Origin of the sequence: Salinarimonas sp., assembly GCF_040111675.1 — a bacterium.
In the GTDB taxonomy this organism is placed as follows: Bacteria; Pseudomonadota; Alphaproteobacteria; order Rhizobiales; family Beijerinckiaceae; genus Salinarimonas.
In genome coordinates this window covers 3791337-3807363 of sequence record NZ_CP157794.1, presented here as the reverse complement: position 1 = coordinate 3807363, position 16027 = coordinate 3791337, and the positions used below count along the sequence as shown (strand labels likewise).

Annotated in this window: 14 protein-coding genes; 9 read left to right on the top strand and 5 right to left on the bottom strand. The window is 70.9% G+C overall.

What is annotated here, in order from left to right:
• The first annotated feature begins 4 nt into the window (after window positions 1–4).
• Window positions 5–613, top strand: a complete 609-nt coding sequence (pdxH, locus tag ABL310_RS17660) for a pyridoxamine 5'-phosphate oxidase (protein WP_349368313.1) — start codon at window positions 5–7, stop codon at window positions 611–613.
• A gap of 63 nt (window positions 614–676) precedes the next feature.
• Here the strand turns inward: pdxH and ABL310_RS17655 are convergent, their stop codons facing one another.
• From ABL310_RS17655 to ABL310_RS17640, 4 genes are all read right to left on the bottom strand, one after another.
• Window positions 677–1342, bottom strand: a complete 666-nt coding sequence (locus tag ABL310_RS17655; protein ID WP_349368312.1) for a L,D-transpeptidase — start codon at window positions 1340–1342, stop codon at window positions 677–679.
• A gap of 149 nt (window positions 1343–1491) precedes the next feature.
• On the bottom strand, window positions 1492–2739 hold the full coding sequence (gene serA / locus ABL310_RS17650; protein ID WP_349368311.1) for a phosphoglycerate dehydrogenase: 1248 nt from the start codon (window positions 2737–2739) through the stop codon (window positions 1492–1494).
• Between the two features lie 128 nt (window positions 2740–2867).
• Window positions 2868–3131, bottom strand: coding sequence for a DUF6455 family protein (locus ABL310_RS17645; RefSeq protein ID WP_349368310.1), 264 nt, complete (start codon window positions 3129–3131; stop codon window positions 2868–2870).
• Between the two features lie 420 nt (window positions 3132–3551).
• A complete protein-coding gene (locus tag ABL310_RS17640; RefSeq protein ID WP_349368309.1) occupies window positions 3552–3863 on the bottom strand; it encodes a DUF1476 domain-containing protein in 312 nt (103 codons plus the stop codon).
• 297 nt (window positions 3864–4160) lie between these two features.
• Here ABL310_RS17640 and purC point away from each other — a divergent pair, with 297 nt between their 5' ends.
• Window positions 4161–4955, top strand: a complete 795-nt coding sequence (gene purC, locus ABL310_RS17635; RefSeq protein WP_349368308.1) for a phosphoribosylaminoimidazolesuccinocarboxamide synthase — start codon at window positions 4161–4163, stop codon at window positions 4953–4955.
• 209 nt (window positions 4956–5164) lie between these two features.
• On the opposite strand, the gene ABL310_RS17630 is transcribed toward purC, so the two are convergent.
• Window positions 5165–5425 (bottom strand): BolA family protein, encoded by a 261-nt coding sequence (locus ABL310_RS17630; RefSeq protein WP_349372088.1) that lies wholly within the window; start codon window positions 5423–5425, stop codon window positions 5165–5167.
• A gap of 172 nt (window positions 5426–5597) precedes the next feature.
• On the opposite strand from ABL310_RS17630, the gene ABL310_RS17625 reads away from it, so the two are divergent.
• From ABL310_RS17625 to ABL310_RS17595, 7 genes are all read left to right on the top strand, one after another.
• The gene (locus ABL310_RS17625) at window positions 5598–6227 is read left to right on the top strand and encodes a J domain-containing protein (protein WP_349372087.1); all 630 of its coding nucleotides are present in this window, start codon (window positions 5598–5600) and stop codon (window positions 6225–6227) included.
• A 150-nt stretch (window positions 6228–6377) separates the two neighbouring features.
• Window positions 6378–7379, top strand: coding sequence for a cobaltochelatase subunit CobS (gene cobS, locus ABL310_RS17620; RefSeq protein WP_349368307.1), 1002 nt, complete (start codon window positions 6378–6380; stop codon window positions 7377–7379).
• A 34-nt stretch (window positions 7380–7413) separates the two neighbouring features.
• Window positions 7414–9330: a cobaltochelatase subunit CobT gene (gene cobT, locus ABL310_RS17615; protein ID WP_349368306.1), complete on the top strand. Its 1917-nt coding sequence runs from the start codon at window positions 7414–7416 to the stop codon at window positions 9328–9330.
• Window positions 9327–10367, top strand: coding sequence for an esterase-like activity of phytase family protein (locus ABL310_RS17610; RefSeq protein WP_349368305.1), 1041 nt, complete (start codon window positions 9327–9329; stop codon window positions 10365–10367). The genes cobT and ABL310_RS17610 overlap by 4 nt, the downstream gene beginning before the upstream one ends.
• Before the next feature lie 2388 nt (window positions 10368–12755).
• Window positions 12756–13522 (top strand): IS5 family transposase gene (locus ABL310_RS17605; protein WP_349368304.1). Its coding sequence is split into 2 segments (ribosomal slippage): window positions 12756–13065 and window positions 13065–13522, totalling 768 coding nucleotides; the frame shifts between segments, so codons are not numbered across the junction.
• 48 nt (window positions 13523–13570) lie between these two features.
• A complete protein-coding gene (locus ABL310_RS17600) occupies window positions 13571–14704 on the top strand; it encodes a serine hydrolase domain-containing protein (RefSeq protein ID WP_349368303.1) in 1134 nt (377 codons plus the stop codon).
• The gene (locus ABL310_RS17595; protein ID WP_349368302.1) at window positions 14701–15900 is read left to right on the top strand and encodes a benzoate/H(+) symporter BenE family transporter; all 1200 of its coding nucleotides are present in this window, start codon (window positions 14701–14703) and stop codon (window positions 15898–15900) included. The genes ABL310_RS17600 and ABL310_RS17595 overlap by 4 nt, the downstream gene beginning before the upstream one ends.
• The last annotated feature ends 127 nt before the right edge of the window (window positions 15901–16027 follow it).

Here is a 16027-nt window from a genome sequence, read left to right as displayed (position 1 = left end):
AATCGTGGACGCGTTAACGGGCGGTGACTTCACCGAGGCGCAGGAGCCCTATGCGCTGTTCGAAGCCTGGTTCGAGGAGGCGAAGGCCTCCGAGCCGAACGACCCGAACGCCATCGCGCTGGCGACGGCGGACGCATCGGGCCTGCCGAACGTGCGCATGGTGCTGCTCAAGGGCTTCGACCCGCGCGGCTTCGTGTTCTACACCAACACCGAATCGAACAAGGGCCGCGAGCTCGAAGCCAATCCTCAGGCGGCGCTCTGCCTGCATTGGAAGAGCCTGCGCCGGCAGGTGCGCGTGCGCGGCGCGGTGGAGCGCGTGAGCGACGAGGAGGCGGACGCCTACTACGCCTCGCGCCCGCGCCAGAGCCGGATCGGCGCCTGGGCGAGCCAGCAGTCGCGCCCGCTCGAGAGCCGGTTCGCGCTGGAGAAGGCGGTGGCCGTCAACGCCGCGAAATACGCGGTCGGCGAGATTCCGCGTCCGCCCCACTGGACGGGCTTCCGCATCCTGCCGCAGACGATCGAGTTCTGGGCCGACCGGCCCTTCCGCCTGCACGACCGCGTGGTCTTCGCCCGCGCGGGGGAGGGCTGGGAGCGCACGCGGCTCTATCCGTGAACGAGAACGGGCGGCGTCCCGCGACGCCGCCCGGCGATGTCGATCGTCTCGCTTCGCCCGAGATCAGCCGCGGCGCACCACCACGGTGGCGCCGACGGGGACGCGCTCGAAGAGGTCGACGATGTCCTCGTTGAGGAGGCGCACGCAGCCCGAGGAGACGGCCTCGCCGATGGACCAGGGCTCGTTGGTGCCGTGGATGCGGAACAGCGTGTCGCGATTGCCTTGGTAGAGGTAGAGCGCGCGGGCGCCGAGCGGGTTGCCGATGCCGCCTTCCATGTAGGCCGGCAGATCCGGCGTGATGCGGCGCATGTTGTCGGTGGGGCTCCAGGCCGGCCACACGCCCTTGCGGCCGACGCGGGCCGCGCCGCGCCAGGAGAAGCCGTTGCGGCCCACCCCGATGCCGTAACGCATCGCCTTGCCGCCCTCCTCGACGAGGTAGAGGAAGCGGGCGTCGATATCGACGACGATGGTGCCGGGCGCCTCGCCGCCCGTGTAGCTCACGCGCTGGCGCATCAGCTCGGGCTTCATCAGGGCGCGGTTGACGAGCGGGATGTCGAAGGGCTCGTCGTCCTTGTAGCCGGTGTACCAGGCGGCCGTGCCGTCCGCGGCCTGGGCCAGGACGGCGGGGGAAATCCATTCGCCGCGGGCGGCGGGCCCCTCGGCGGTCGTGGCGGCGTTGCAGGCGGCGAGGGCGCCGATCAGCAGAACGAGAACGAGACGCGCGAGCATGGGCGATCAAATCCGGCGAACGAGCACGACGCCGCGGGAATCGCGGCTCCGTCATGGTTAACGACTGCTCTTAAGGAACGCTTACCGCACCGCAAGACCGTCCGCGCTCGCGCGCCCTTCGCGGACGGTTTTCCTCGGGCGCTGTGGCCTTATTGCCGCATATAGAGGATGCGGGCCCGGATCGTGCCTTCCAGGCCCCGCAGGTCGGCGAGGAGCTCGCGGCTGTCGTCCGGGACGCCGTCGACCTCGACCACGACGTAGCCGATGGCGCCGTCGGTCTGCAGGTACTGCCCGGCGATGTTGATGCCCCGGTCGGCGAAGCAGCCGATCAGGCGCTGGAGCATGCCCGGCACGTTCTCGTGCACGTGGATGAAGCGCGTGCCGTGGGCGCGGCCCGGGAGCTGCGCCTGCGGGAAGTTCACGGCGCCCACCGTCGCGCCGACATCGGAATACTCGACGAGCTTGCGCGCCACCTCGACGCCGATGCGCTCCTGCGCCTCCACGGTCGAGCCGCCGACATGCGGGGTGAGGATGACGTTGTCGATGCCCTGGAGCGGGCTCTCGAAGCGCTCCTCGTTGGAGCCGGGCTCCTTCGGGAAGACGTCGATCGCCGCCCCGCGCAGGTGGCCGTCCTTCAGGGCCGCGGCGAGCGCCCCGAGATCGACCACGGTGCCGCGGGAATTGTTGATGAGGTAGGCGCCCGCCTTCATGGCGCGGATCTCGCGCTCGCCGATCATGCCGGCGGTCTCCGGCGTCTCGGGGACGTGGAGCGTCACCACGTCGGCGCATTCGAGGAGCTCCTGGAGCGTGTCGACGGGCTCGGTGTTGCCGTGGCGCAGCTTGTCGGTGCGGTCGTAGTAGATCACGCGCATCCCGTAGCTCTCGGCCAGCGTCGAGAGCTGCGAGCCGATATTGCCGTAGCCGACGATGCCGAGGCACTTGCCGCGCACCTCGTGGCTGTCCGCCGCCGACTTGTCCCAGCCGCCGCGATGGGCGGCGTCGGAGCGCGGCACGATCCGGCGCATCAGCATGACGATCTCGGCGAGCGTCAGCTCCGCCACCGAGCGCGTGTTCGAGAAGGGCGCGTTGAAGACCGGCACGCCCCGCCGGCGCGCCGCGTCGAGGTCGACCTGGTTGGTGCCCACCGAGAAGCAGCCGACCGCGACGAGACGGTCGGCGGCGGCGAAGACCTCCTCGGTCAGCTGCGTGCGCGAGCGGATGCCCAGGATGTGGACGCCCTGGAGCGCCTGCTTCAGCGCCTCGCCGTCGAGCGCGGTCTTGAGCCGGGTGATCGAGACGTAGCCCGCCGCCTCCATCAGCGCCACCGCGCTGTCGTTGACGTTCTCGAGGAGCAGGATCTTGATCTTGTCCTTGGACAGGGAGAGCGGGGCGGTCATCGGTCGGTCTCGGAGCGCGAGGGTCGGGGGGAATGCCCGACCGATGTCGCAGTCCTTCGACCTCGAATCAAGCCGCCCCCGCGCATGCGAGACCCCCGCGCATGGCTGGGCCGCGGCGAGCGGGACCGTCAGGCGTCGGCCTTGACGCTCTCGAAGAAGCCGTCGTTGGCGCAGAAGGAGGGCGCGTGCTCCGCGTGATCGTGCTCGGCGAGCCAGGAGCGGCAGGCGCCCTCGTGCTCGCAGCCGGCGCAGCGCCGCGCGGCGTGGGCGAGCGCGAGGCCGTGGCCTTCCGCTGCCAGCGCGTCGGGATCGACGTCGAGGCGCCGCATCATCTCCCCCATCAGCCGGGGACGGTTGGCGGCCTCGCGCAGACCCTCGATCATGCTCTTCATGGCGTCGTCTCCTGTGTGACGAGGCCGAGCATGGGGGGACGGGAGCGGGCGCGCCTTGATCGAGCGCAAGGTCGGGCGGATGGAGGACGGCGATGCGCACGGCTCGGGTGGCGACGCGGACGGCCGACGCTTTCCTTCCCTGTAGGGGAAGGTGTCGCGCCGCGAAGCGGCGTGACGGATGGGCGCGGCGCGCGAGCGACGCGTTCCGCGAAGCGGAAGCCGCCGGCGGCGTCCGGCTCGACCGTCGATTTCGGCTTCGCCGAACGCGCGTGCCGCGCGCCCCATCCGTCTCGGCTTCGCCGAGCCACCTTCCCCTACAGGGAAGGAGAAGGCTCGGCGCCCGCCGAGCAGCTCCGCGACGTCGCTCGTCCTCGGCTGCCGGCGGCGCGGAACGGTGTGTGAATCGGCTACGTCACGTCGTCACTGCGTCTCGATCTCCTTCACCGCGCGGGCGAGGAGGTCGAGCATCTGCTTGCGGATCTCGGCGTCGGGGACGTCCGCGGGCAGGTCGGCGCGGAGCTTGTCGTAGACGTCCTCGTCGCCGGGCTTCTTGAGGTCGGTGGAGACGACGTCGCGGGCGTAGGCGTCGGCGTCGGCGCCGGTCTTCCCGAGCTTCTCCGCCGCCCACAGGCCGATGAGCCGGTCGCGGCGGGACACCGCCTTGAAGCGGAGCTCCTCGTCGTGCGCGAACTTGTTCTCGAAGGCGGATTCGCGGTCGTCGAAGGTGGTCATGGTCCGATCCGGTGCGCGTGATGAGACTTGCGGGCGCGGGGCCCTCTCCCGGTCGGTATATCGCCCCCCGGCGGGGCGCGCCACCCGGCATCCTGCGTAGGAGCGCGCCCCGCGCGCGGACCCTGGCCGGGACGTGCGCGCCTCGCGTTCACCTCGGGATGAAAGGCGCGTTGTGCATCCCCATCTCTTCGGATAGGTTGCCCGCGAACGGGCGGCCCTCATCGCCGCTCGACCGATCCGTCACGCGTATTCTCCCCCCGGCGGATCGTTCGAGAGCCAGGAGCCTCAGGCCTACCCATGGACTTCAACAAACCACGGTACACGCCCATGAATCGCCGCCGTCGGATCTACGAGGGCAAGGCGAAGGTCCTGTTCGAAGGACCCGAGCCCGGGACGCTCATTCAGCACTTCAAGGACGACGCGACCGCCTTCAACGCCAAGAAGCACGAGGTGATCGACGGCAAGGGCGTGCTGAACAACCGCATCAGCGAGTTCGTCTTCAGCCACCTCAACGACATCGGCGTGCCGACGCATTTCATCCGTCGGCTGAACATGCGCGAGCAGCTGATCCGCGAGGTCGAGATCATCCCGCTCGAGGTCGTGGTGCGCAACGTCGCCGCCGGCTCGCTGGCCAAGCGCCTCGGGCTCGAGGAAGGCACGCAGCTGCCGCGCTCGATCATCGAGTTCTACTACAAGAACGACAAGCTCGACGACCCGATGGTGTCGGAGGAGCACATCACCGCCTTCGGCTGGGCGACGCCGCAGGAGATCGACGACATCATGGCGCTCGCCATCCGGGTGAACGACTTCCTGTCGGGGCTCTTCCTCGGCGTCGGCATCCGGCTCGTCGACTTCAAGATCGAGTGCGGGCGCCTTTGGGAGGGCGACCTGATGCGCATCGTCGTCGCCGACGAGATCTCCCCCGATTCGTGCCGGCTGTGGGACATGAAGTCCGCCGAGAAGCTCGACAAGGACCGCTTCCGCAAGGATCTCGGCGGCCTGATCGAGGCCTACACGGAAGTGGCGCGGCGGCTCGGCATCCTGTCGGAGACCGACGGCGTGCCGATGGGCGGCCCGCGGCTGGTGCAGTAGGGCTTCCCTGTCATCCCGGGCGCCGAACGGCGACCCGGGATCCATACCCGCCGCGGCCGGTGTCGCGGCCTTCAGGCCGCGTCGCTCGGCATCGACGCGCCGACCCTCGGAGCGCCGAGCGCGCGATGCGCGCTCGTGGCCGACGTCGCGGGTATGGGTCCCGGATCGGCTTCGCCGTCCGGGATGACAGCGCTTCCCCCCCCCGCAGCTCACGCTCCCGGCGCCTCCGCCTTGATCGCGAGCGCGTGCAGGCCGCGGGCGAACGCCTCGGCGAGCGCGGCGTTCACCAGACGGTGACGCTCGACCCGGCTCTTGCCGGCGAAGGCGTCGGAGACCACCTCTATCCTGAAATGGGTCTCGCCCCCCTCGCGCCAGCCGGCATGGCCGGCGTGGAGGTGGGATTCGTCGACGACGGAGAGGCGGCTCGGGGCGAAGGCCTCAGCGAGCCGCGTCTCGATCAGCGCCTTCATGCCGGGTTCTTCGCCGGTTGCGGGGTCGGTGCTCACGGTTCGTCGTCCTCGTCGTTCGGGAAACCGGTTCTCTGCGTCGCCGCGACGCGTCGTCTCGTCAAGGGCTCGATGGCCCCCTCACGCGGTTCTTTGCCCTTGCCCGCGCGCGGTCATGGCTCATAATCACGGGATCATGGACTTGAACTCGCCCCTGTTCGACCGAATCCGCATCAAGCCGAAGGCCGCCGAGGACGCCAAGCCCACGGACGCGCCGGGCTGCGAGCATCCGGGCTGCACGGGCCAGGGCCTCTACCGCGCGCCCAAGGGCCGGGGGCAGGAGGGCAAGTACTGGCGCTTCTGCATGGACCACGTGCGCGCGTACAACGCGTCGTACAACTATTTCAAGGACATGCCGGAGGAGGCCGTCGCCGCCTACCAGAAGGACTCGATCATCGGCCATCGGCCGACCTGGTCGATGGGCGCCAACGGCGACGCCCGCCAGCGGGCGGCCAAGGGGGCCCGGGCCGGCTTCGCGCGGGACTGGGCCTATCACGACCCGTTCGACGTCCTGCGCGACAACGGCGTCGGCCAGACGCAGCGCGCGCCGGAGCCGCCGAAGAAGCGCTATTCCGGCCCGGTGCGCCAGGCCTTCGACGTGCTCGGCCTCGAGGAGGGCGCGGACGCCGCCACGATCAAGGCGGCCTACAAGGCGCTGGTGAAGCGTTTCCACCCCGACGCGCATGGCGGCGACCGCTCCTACGAGGAGCGCCTGCGCGACATCATCCGCGCCCACGACACGCTCAAGGCCGCCGGCCTGTGCTAGGAGGCGCATCGAGACCCTTTCGGCGCACACGCGTCACACATGGCCCCGGCGTTGCAAGGCGCGACGGCGGGGCGTAACCAGGGCCGCGAGCGCGCGGGGGGTGCGGAAGGCCGCGCCGGCGCGAGACGGGTCCGCGAGGAAGAGGCGTTCATGCAGGCGAAGACCGACAAAGCAGCCGAGACGATGACCGGCACCCCGGACCTGAAGCTGTCCGTGCGCCAGACCTTCGGCATCGACAGCGACCTGGAGGTTCCGGCCTTCTCGCAGGGCGAGGAGCACGTGCCGGAGCTGGATCCGGACTACATCTTCGACCGCGAGACCACGCTCGCCATCATCGCGGGCTTCGCCTTCAACCGCCGCGTGATGGTGACGGGCTATCACGGCACCGGCAAGTCGACCCATATCGAGCAGGTCGCGGCCCGGCTGAACTGGCCCTGCGTGCGCGTCAACCTCGACAGCCACGTCTCCCGCATCGATCTCGTCGGCAAGGACGCGATCGTGCTCAAGGAGGGCAAGCAGATCACGGAGTTCCGGGACGGCATCCTGCCCTGGGCCTACCAGCACAACGTCGCCCTCGTCTTCGACGAGTACGACGCCGGGCGCCCGGACGTGATGTTCGTGATCCAGCGCGTGCTCGAGAGCTCGGGCCGCCTGACGCTGCTCGACCAGAGCCGCGTCATCCGGCCGCATCCGTCGTTCCGCCTGTTCGCGACCGCCAACACGATCGGGCTCGGCGACACGTCGGGGCTCTATCACGGCACCCAGCAGATCAACCAGGCGCAGATGGACCGCTGGTCCATCGTCACCACGCTGAACTATCTCGAGCACGACCGCGAGGTCGAGATCGTGCTCTCGAAGGTGAAGTCCTGGCAGGGCACGGACCAGGGCCGCGACACCGTCAACAAGATGGTGCGCGTCGCCGACCTCACCCGCAACGCTTTCGTCAACGGCGATCTCTCGACCGTGATGAGCCCGCGCACGGTGATCACCTGGGCGGAGAACGCCTCGATCTTCGGCGATGTCGGCTTCGCCTTCCGGCTCACCTTCCTCAACAAGTGCGACGAGCTCGAGCGCAACCTGGTCGCCGAGTTCTACCAGCGCTCGTTCGGCAAGGAGCTGCCGGAGAGCGCGGCCAACGTCGTGCTCACCTGAGGCGATCGCGAGACCAGAGATTCCAGGGACCGGAATGGCCATCTCCAACCGCAAGCCCGGCGAGAAGAAGGAAGCGCCCAACGAGGGCATCAAGCGCTCGGTGGCCGCCTGCCTGCGCGCCATCGCCCGCCAGCCCGAGCTCGAGGTGACCTACGCCTCGGACCGGCCGCTGCTGACCTCCGACCGGGCGCGCCTGCCCGAGCCGCCGCGCAAGGCGTCCTCGCAGGACGTCGCCGTGATGCGCGGGCACGCGGATTCGATGGCGCTGCGCCTCGCCTGCCACGACGCCGCCATGCACCGGCGCCTCACGCCCGAGGGCGCGGCGGCGCGCGCCGTGTTCGACGCGGTGGAGCAGGCGCGGGTGGAATCCATCGGCTCGCGGCGGATGGAGGGCGTCGCCGACAATCTCGACGCCATGCTGGAGGACCGCTACCACCGCGGCGGCAAGTACGAGGAGATCACCGACCGCGCCGACGCGCCCATCGAGGACGCGATCGCGCTGATGGTCCGCGAGCGCCTCACCGGCCGCAAGCCGCCGCACGCCGCCGAGAAGATCGTCGACCTCTGGCGCGACCACATCGAGGGCAAGGCGGGCCAGGATCTCGACCAGCTCCTCTCCACCATCGAGAACCAGCGCGGCTTCGCCCGCGCGGTGCGCGACCTCCTCGTCTCCCTCGACATGGTCGAGCAGAGCGAGATGGAGCCCGAGGAGAGCGAGGAGGAAGAGGAGCAGGAGGGCGAGGACCAGTCCGACGAGAGCCAGGAGGGCGAGACCGAGGAGGACGCGCAGGGCGAGCGCGCCGAGATCGAGATCACCGACGAATCGGCCGAGGACATGGAGGACGGCTCCCAGGAGGCCTCCGACGGCCCCTCCGGCGAGATGCCCGAGGACGCGGAGGAGGCCGACAGCGAGGAGGCGAACGAGAGCTGGCGCCCGCCGCCGCCGCGCGCCAACGAGCCGCGCATGCCGGACTACAAGGCCTACACGACGAAGTTCGACGAGATCGTGCACGCCGAGGACCTGTGCGAGGCGGAGGAGCTCACGCGCCTGCGGGCCTATCTCGACAAGCAGCTGTCGAACCTCCAGGGCGTCGTCGGGCGCCTCGCCAACCGCCTGCAGCGCCGGCTCCTCGCTCAGCAGAACCGCTCCTGGCTGTTCGACATCGAGGAGGGCATCCTCGATCCGGCGCGCCTGCCGCGGGTGATCATGGACCCGATGACGCCGCTCTCCTTCAAGCAGGAGAAGGACACGGAATTCCGCGACACGGTGGTGACGCTGCTCCTCGACAATTCGGGCTCGATGCGCGGGCGGCCGATCACGGTCGCCGCCACCTGCGCGGACATCCTGGCGCGCACGCTGGAGCGCTGCGGGGTGAAGGTCGAGATCCTCGGCTTCACCACGCGCGCCTGGAAGGGCGGGCAGTCCCGCGAGCAATGGCTCGGGGCCGGCAAGCCGCAGAATCCGGGCCGGCTCAACGATCTGCGCCACATCGTCTACAAGTCCGCCGACGAGCCCTGGCGGCGCGCCCGGCGCAATCTCGGCCTGATGATGCGCGAGGGCCTGCTCAAGGAGAACATCGACGGCGAGGCGCTCGACTGGGCGCACAAGCGCCTGCTCGGCCGTCCCGAGCAGCGGCGCATCCTGATGGTGATCTCCGACGGCGCGCCGGTGGACGATTCGACGCTCTCGGTGAACCCCGGCAACTATCTCGAGAAGCACCTGCGCTCCGTGATCGAGGAGATCGAGACGCGCTCGCCGGTCGAGATCATCGCCATCGGCATCGGCCACGACGTGACGCGCTACTATCGCCGCGCCGTGACCATCGTCGACGCCGAGGAGCTCGGCGGCGTGATGACGGAGAAGCTCGCCGAGCTGTTCGAGGACACCGGCGCCGCGCCCGCCGCGCCGGCGCCGCGCCGGGCCGCCGGCGGTCGCCGGGGCCTGCATTGAGGCTCACCCGGCGCGCGCTCCTCGGGGGCGCCGTCACGGCCGCCGTCGGGGCGCTCGCCCCGGCGCCGCGGGCGCGAGCCGATCTGCCCGGCCCGCTGCCGCTCTCGATCCGCACCTACGAGATCGCGCATCTGGGGCCCCGGGGCCTCGTCGATGGTCTCTACGGCCGGCTGCGCTACCGCGCCGGGCTCGAGCTGCAGGCGGGGGCGGAGGAATTCGGCGGCTTGTCGGGTCTCGCGATGGTCGAGAACGGGGCGAGGCTGCTCGCGGTCTCCGACCACGGTTACTGGCTCGCGGCGGACCTGCGGCGCGGCCTCGCGGGCGAGATCGTCGGGATCGGCGACGCCGTGCTCGCGCCGCTGCTGGGCGCCGACGGCGAGCTGCTCTGGCGCACCGGCTTCTACGACGCCGAGGCGCTGACGATCGACGGCGGCATGGCCTATGTCGGATTCGAGCAGCGTCAGGCGGTCCATGCCTACGATCTCGCCGCCGGGATCGCGAGCCCCGGGACGCGTCTCGCCGTGCCGGCCGCGGCGCGCGACGCTCTCGACGCGTGGCCCGGCAACAAGGGGATGGAGACGCTTTTCGTCGCCCGCGCCCCGTCCCCGCTCGCGGGCGCCCTCGTCGCCATCGCCGAGCGGGCGCGCCGCGGCGAGGCGACGCCGACGACAGGTGTCGCGCTCACCGGCCCCGCCGCCGGCGCGACCGTCACGATCGCCCGCTCCGACGCCTTCGAGATCACCGACTGCGCCGTCCTGCCCGGCGGCGACCTGCTGCTGCTCGAGCGTCGCTACGCGCTCACGAGCGGCGTCGCCGCCCGTATCCGCCGGATCGCCGGCGCCGACCTCGCGCCGGGCGCGATCCTCGACGGTCCCACGATCTTCGAGGCGGACTGGACCAACGCCATCGACAACATGGAGGGCCTCGCGGTCCATGCGGGCCCCGGCGGCGAGACGCTGCTGACGATGGTGGCGGACGACAATTACTCGATGCTGCAGCGGACGCTGCTCTTGGAGTTCGCGCTGGTCGAGGGGTGAAGGCTCCCGATGCCTCCGGGGCGACACCTTCATGTCATCCCGGATTGCGAAGCAAGTCCGGGACCCAGATCCTCCAGCGTGTGTTCAGCGTGCGCGGGAGCGCGCGCGTCCCGCGGCCCTCGATGCCGACATCACTTGCGGAGGGACGCGGCGTTGCACGCCGCTCGGGGCAGGGTGGCGGGTCTAGGTCCCGGATCGCCTTCGGCGTCCGGGATGACTCCGGGGCGATACCTCCATGTCATCTTGGATTGCGAAGCAAGTCCGGGACCCAGATCCTCCAGCGTGTGTTCAGCGTGCGCGGGAGCGCGCGCGTCCCGCGGCCCTCGATGCCGACATCGCCTGCGGAGGGACGCGGCGTTGCACGCCGCTCGGGACAGGGTGGCGTGTCTGGGTCCCGGATCGCCTTCGGCGTCCGGGATGACTCCGGGGCGACACCTTCATGTCATCCCGGATTGCGAAGCAAGTCCGGGACCCAGATCCTCCAGCGTGTGTTCAGCGTGCGCGGGAGCGCGCGCGTCCCGCGTCCCTCGATGCGGACATCGCCTGCGGAGGGACGCGGCGTTGCACGCCGTTCGGGACAGGGTGGCGTGTCTGGGTCCCGGATCGCCTTCGGCGTCCGGGATGACTCCGGGGCGATACCTTCATGTCATCCCGGATTGCGAAGCAAGTCCGGGACCCAGATCCTCCAGCGTGTGTTCAGCGTGCGCGGGAGCGCGCGCGTCCCGCGTCCCTCGATGCCGACATCGCCTGCGGAGGGACGCGCGTTGCACGCCGCTCGGGGCAGGGTGGCGGGTATAGGTCCCGGATCGCCTTCGGCGTCCGGGATGACTCCGGGGCGACACCTCCATGTCATCCCGGATTGCGAAGCAAGTCCGGGACCCAGATCCTCCAGCGTGTGTTCAGCGTGCGCGGGAGCGCGCGCGTCCCGCGGCCCTCGATGCCGACATCACTTGCGGAGGGACGCGGCGTTGCACGCCGCTCGGGGCAGGGTGGCGGGTCTAGGTCCCGGATCGCCTTCGGCGTCCGGGATGACTCCGGGGCGACACCTTCATGTCATCCCGGATTGCGAAGCAAGTCCGGGACCCAGATCCTCCAGCGTGTGTTCAGCGTGCGCGGGAGCGCGCGCGTCCCGCGTCCCTCGATGCCGACATCGCCTGCGGAGGGACGCGGCGTTGCACGCCGTTCGGGACAGGGTGGCGGGTATAGGTCCCGGATCGCCTTCGGCGTCCGGGATGACTCCGGGGCGATACCTCCATGTCATCCCGGATTGCGAAGCAAGTCCGGGACCCAGATCCTCCAGCGTGTGTTCAGCGTGCGCGGGAGCGCGCGCGTCCCGCGTCCCTCGATGCCGACATCGCCTGCGGAGGGACGCGGCGTTGCACGCCGCTCGGGGCAGGGTGGCGTGTCTGGGTCCCGGATCGCCTTCGGCGTCCGGGACGACTCCGGGGCGATACCTCCATGTCATCCCGGATTGCGAAGCAAGTCCGGGACCCAGATCCTCCAGCGTGTGTTCAGCGTGCGCGGGAGCGCGCGCGTCCCGCGTCCCTCGATGCCGACATCACTTGCAGAGGGACGCGGCGTTGCACGCCGCTCGGGGCAGGGTGGCGTGTCTGGGTCCCGGATCGCCTTCGGCGTCCGGGATGACTCCGGGGCGATACCTCCATGTCATCCCGGATTGCGAAGCAAGTCCGGGACCCAGATCCTCCAGCGTGTGTTCAGCGTGCGCGGGAGCGCGCGCGTCCCGCGGCCCTCGATGCCGACATCACTTGCAGAGGGACGCGGCGTTGCACGCCGCTCGGGGCAGGGTGGCGGGTCTAGGTCCCGGATCGCCTTCGGCGTCCGGGATGACTCCGGGGCGACACCTTCATGTCATCCCGGATTGCGAAGCAAGTCCGGGACCCAGATCCTCCAGCGTGTGTTCAGCGTGCGCGGGAGCGCGCGCGTCCCGCGGCCCTCGATGCCGACATCACTTGCAGAGGGACGCGGCGTTGCACGCCGCTCGGGGCAGGGTGGCGGGTATAGGTCCCGGATCGCCTTCGGCGTCCGGGATGACTCCGGGGCGACACCTTCATGTCATCCCGGATTGCGAAGCAAGTCCGGGACCCAGATCCTCCAGCGTGTGTTCAGCGTGCGCGGGAGCGCGCGCGTCCCGCGTCCCTCGATGCCGACATCGCCTGCGGAGGGACGCGGCGTTGCACGCCGTTCGGGACAGGGTGGCGTGTCTGGGTCCCGGATCGCCTTCGGCGTCCGGGATGACGGAGAGGATGGCGTTCCGCCGGGGCTTGCGGCGGCCGACGGCCACGCTAGGCTCTGGCCCCATAAACGGCAAAGCGGATTTGATCGCTCGAGCGTAGGATGATTCAACCTTCCTGATCGAGGGAGGATTCGATGCGCCGCCATGAGCTGACCGACGAGGAATGGGCGATCATCCAGCCGCTTCTGCCGAACAAGGTGCGCGGCGTGCCCCGGGTGGACGACAGGCGGGTGATCAACGGGATCGTCTGGCGCTTCCGGACGGGTGCGCCCTGGCGCGACGTGCCCGAGCGCTACGGCCCGCGCACGACGCTCTACAACCGCTTCGTCCGATGGCGGAAAGCAGGCGTCTGGGACCGAATTCTGGACGCCGTCTCAGAGGCTTACGACGGCGACATCGTGATGATCGACAGCTCCTGCGTCCGCGTCCACCAGCACGGGGCCGCGGGAAAAAGGGGGATTCGGAGGCCGCCGGAGATGGTCGCATGGGACGTTCCCGCGGCGGCCTGACGACCAAGATCCACGCCCTCGTCGATGCGGAAGGGCGGCCGGTTCGCCTCCTGCTCACCGCAGGGCAGGCAAACGACGCACCGGCCTGCGAGCAGCTCCTTCCGCTCGTCGCGAAAGACGCCATCCTGATCGCCGACCGCGCCTACGACACGAACGCGATCCGCGCGACGGTGACCGAACGCGGCGCCTGGGCGAACATCCCGCCCCGCGCGATCCGAAAGGGCAGCTTCCCGTTCAGCTCCTGGCTCTACCGCCAGCGAAACCTCGTTGAGCGCTTCTTCAATCGCATCAAGCACTTCCGCGGCCTCGCCACGCGCTACGACCGCTCGCCCGACAACTTCCTCGCCGCGCTCAAGCTCGCCGCGATCCGGATTTGGCTTGCCGCGAAATGAGTCCGCATCCTAGCCTGGGCGCGACGCCACCCCTCCGGATCTCCCGCCATGACCGGTCTCCGTCCCGCCCGCCGCGCGCTCCTGCGCGCCGCGCTTTTCGCCTGCCTCGCCGTCGCGACGCCGGCCCTCGCCGAGCGCCTGCCGGAGGTGGACGCCCTCGTCGCGCCCCTCGTCGGCGTCGATGCGCCCGGCATCGCGGTCCTCGTCGCGCAGGACGGGGAGGTGCTGCACGCGGCGGGATACGGCCTCGCGGACATCGAGGCGGGGACGCCGGTGACCCTCGATACGCTGTTCGACCTCGCCTCGGTGTCGAAGCAGATGACGGCGCTCGCCGCGGCGCTCCTCGTCGCGGAGGGCGCGCTCGATCCGAAGGCGCCGGTGGCGGAGGTGCTGGACGTGCCGCCCGTCGTCCACCAGGGCGCGCGCCGGCCGATCGTGCTCGACGATCTCGTGCGCCATACGAGCGGCCTGCCGGACTACCTCGACGATGCGCCGGGGCTCGATTTCGACGAGGCGACGAGCGATGCGGACGTGCTCGCCTGGCTCGCGGACATGCCCCTCGACGCGGAGCCCGGCGCGACCTTCGCCTATTCGAACACCGGCTATCTCGTCCTCGGCGCGGTGGTCGCGGCGGCGGAGGGCGTCGACAGCCTCGATGCGGCGCTCCAGGCGCGCGTTTTCGGGCCGCTGACGATGATTTCGACGGCCTCGGGCGCCCCCGCCGATCCGGCGCGGCGCGCGGCGGGCTACGCCGGAACGGACGGCGATTTCGAGCCGAGCGCATGGGACACGTCGGTTGAGGGCGACGGCTCGATCTGGACGAGCCTCGCCGATCTCGCCCGCTACGAGGCCGCGCTGGCCGGCGGCGCCCTGATCCCGGACGGGCTCCACGACGCGCTCTTCGCCAACGGCCGCTTCGCCGACGGGGGGCCGCTCGCGGACGAGGACGAGGACGGGGCCGGCTACGGCTGGGGCTGGTCGCTGTACGGCGATCCCGGCCGGGCCGTGGCGGCCCACGGCGGATCCTGGTACGGGACGGCGACCTACTACTATCGCGGCCTCGACACGGGCCTGTCCGTGATCGTGCTGGCCAACGGCGAGGATCTCGACGCGGAGAGCCTCGCGTGGGAGATCGCGGACGCGCTCGAGCGAGCGCGGGGCGCGAGGGGAGAGCGCGGATGAGCGAGAGGATCGGGACGGCCGCGGCGCGCGAGGCCGGCGGGCCGGCGGGCGGCTCGCTGGTGCAGCCGCTCTCCGCCGGCACGCTGGCCGCGATCGTCGGCTTCGCCTCGACTTTCGCGCTCCTGCTGCAGGGCTTCGTCGCCGTCGGCGCGACGCCGGCCCAGGCGGCCTCGGGGCTGCTCGCCGTGTGCGTGGCGAAGGGGCTCCTCGCGATGGGCCTCGCCTGGCGCACGCGGCTGCCGATCTCGATCGCCTGGTCGACGCCGGGCGCGGCGCTGCTCGTCGCGACGGGGGCGTATGCGGGCGGGTTTCCGGTGGCGGTGGGCGCGTTCCTCGCGGCGTCGGGGCTGGTGATTCTCGCAGGCCTGGTGCGGCCCTTCGGGCAGGCGGTGGCGCGCATCCCGATGCCGCTCGCGGCCGCCATGCTGGCGGGCATCCTGCTCGATCTGTGCCTCGCCCCGGCCCGGGCGGTTGCTCTGGAGCCGGCGCTGGCGCTACCGATCGTGATCGTCTGGGCGCTGGCGCTTCGCTTCGCGCGTCCCTACGCCGTGCCGCTCGCGGTCGTCGTGACGGCGACGCTGGTCTTCGCCGCGACGCCGCTGCCGGAGGCCTCCTGGGCGGCGCTCGCCTCGCGGCCGATCCTGGTCGCGCCGTCCTTCTCGCTCGACGCGATGATCGGCCTCGCGCTGCCCTTGTTCCTCGTCACCATGGCCTCGCAGAACGTGCCCGGCCTCGCCGTGCTGCGCGCCAACGGCTACGCGCCGCCGGTCGCGCCGATCTTCGTCGGCACCGGGATCGCGAGCGCGCTCGCCTCCGCCTTCGGCGGGCAGCTCGTCAACCTCGCCGCCATCACGGCGGCGCTCTGCGCCGGCCCGGAGGCGCATCCCGACCCCGCCAGGCGCTGGCTCGCCGCGGCGGCCGCGGGCGCGACCTACGTCGCGTTGGGCCTCTCGGCGGGGATCGCCGCGGCCTTCATCGCCGCCTCGCCCCCGGTCCTGATCCAGGCGGTGGCCGGCCTCGCGCTGCTGACGAGCTTCGCCGGCGCGGTCCAGGCCGCGCTCGCCGACGAGAAGGCGCGGATGGCGGCGCTCGTGTGCTTCGTCACCACCGCCTCGGGGGTCGCCTTCTTCGGCATCGGCGCGCCGTTCTGGGGGCTCCTGGCGGGGGGAGCGATGTGGGGGCTGGCGCGGCGATGAGCGCTCGGGGACGCCTCTCGGGGTGCGAAGAGCTGTCATCCCGGACGGCGAAGCCGATCCGGGACCCATGGCCTCGACGTCGGCTCGAGCGCGCATGCCGCGCTCGTCGCGGGACCTGTCAACGTAT

What these genes read in the sequence shown, in the direction of transcription:
- ABL310_RS17655 (WP_349368312.1), bottom strand. Translation starts at nt 1,342, where the DNA reads ATGCTCGCGCGTCTCGTTCTCGTTCTGCTGATCGGCGCCCTCGCCGCC.
- serA (WP_349368311.1), bottom strand. Translation starts at nt 2,739, where the DNA reads ATGACCGCCCCGCTCTCCCTGTCCAAGGACAAGATCAAGATCCTGCTC.
- ABL310_RS17645 (WP_349368310.1), bottom strand. Translation starts at nt 3,131, where the DNA reads ATGAAGAGCATGATCGAGGGTCTGCGCGAGGCCGCCAACCGTCCCCGG.
- ABL310_RS17640 (WP_349368309.1), bottom strand. Translation starts at nt 3,863, where the DNA reads ATGACCACCTTCGACGACCGCGAATCCGCCTTCGAGAACAAGTTCGCG.
- purC (WP_349368308.1), top strand. Translation starts at nt 4,161, where the DNA reads ATGGACTTCAACAAACCACGGTACACGCCCATGAATCGCCGCCGTCGG.
- ABL310_RS17630 (WP_349372088.1), bottom strand. Translation starts at nt 5,425, where the DNA reads ATGAAGGCGCTGATCGAGACGCGGCTCGCTGAGGCCTTCGCCCCGAGC.
- ABL310_RS17625 (WP_349372087.1), top strand. Translation starts at nt 5,598, where the DNA reads ATGGACTTGAACTCGCCCCTGTTCGACCGAATCCGCATCAAGCCGAAG.
- cobS (WP_349368307.1), top strand. Translation starts at nt 6,378, where the DNA reads ATGCAGGCGAAGACCGACAAAGCAGCCGAGACGATGACCGGCACCCCG.
- cobT (WP_349368306.1), top strand. Translation starts at nt 7,414, where the DNA reads ATGGCCATCTCCAACCGCAAGCCCGGCGAGAAGAAGGAAGCGCCCAAC.
- ABL310_RS17600 (WP_349368303.1), top strand. Translation starts at nt 13,571, where the DNA reads ATGACCGGTCTCCGTCCCGCCCGCCGCGCGCTCCTGCGCGCCGCGCTT.
- ABL310_RS17595 (WP_349368302.1), top strand. Translation starts at nt 14,701, where the DNA reads ATGAGCGAGAGGATCGGGACGGCCGCGGCGCGCGAGGCCGGCGGGCCG.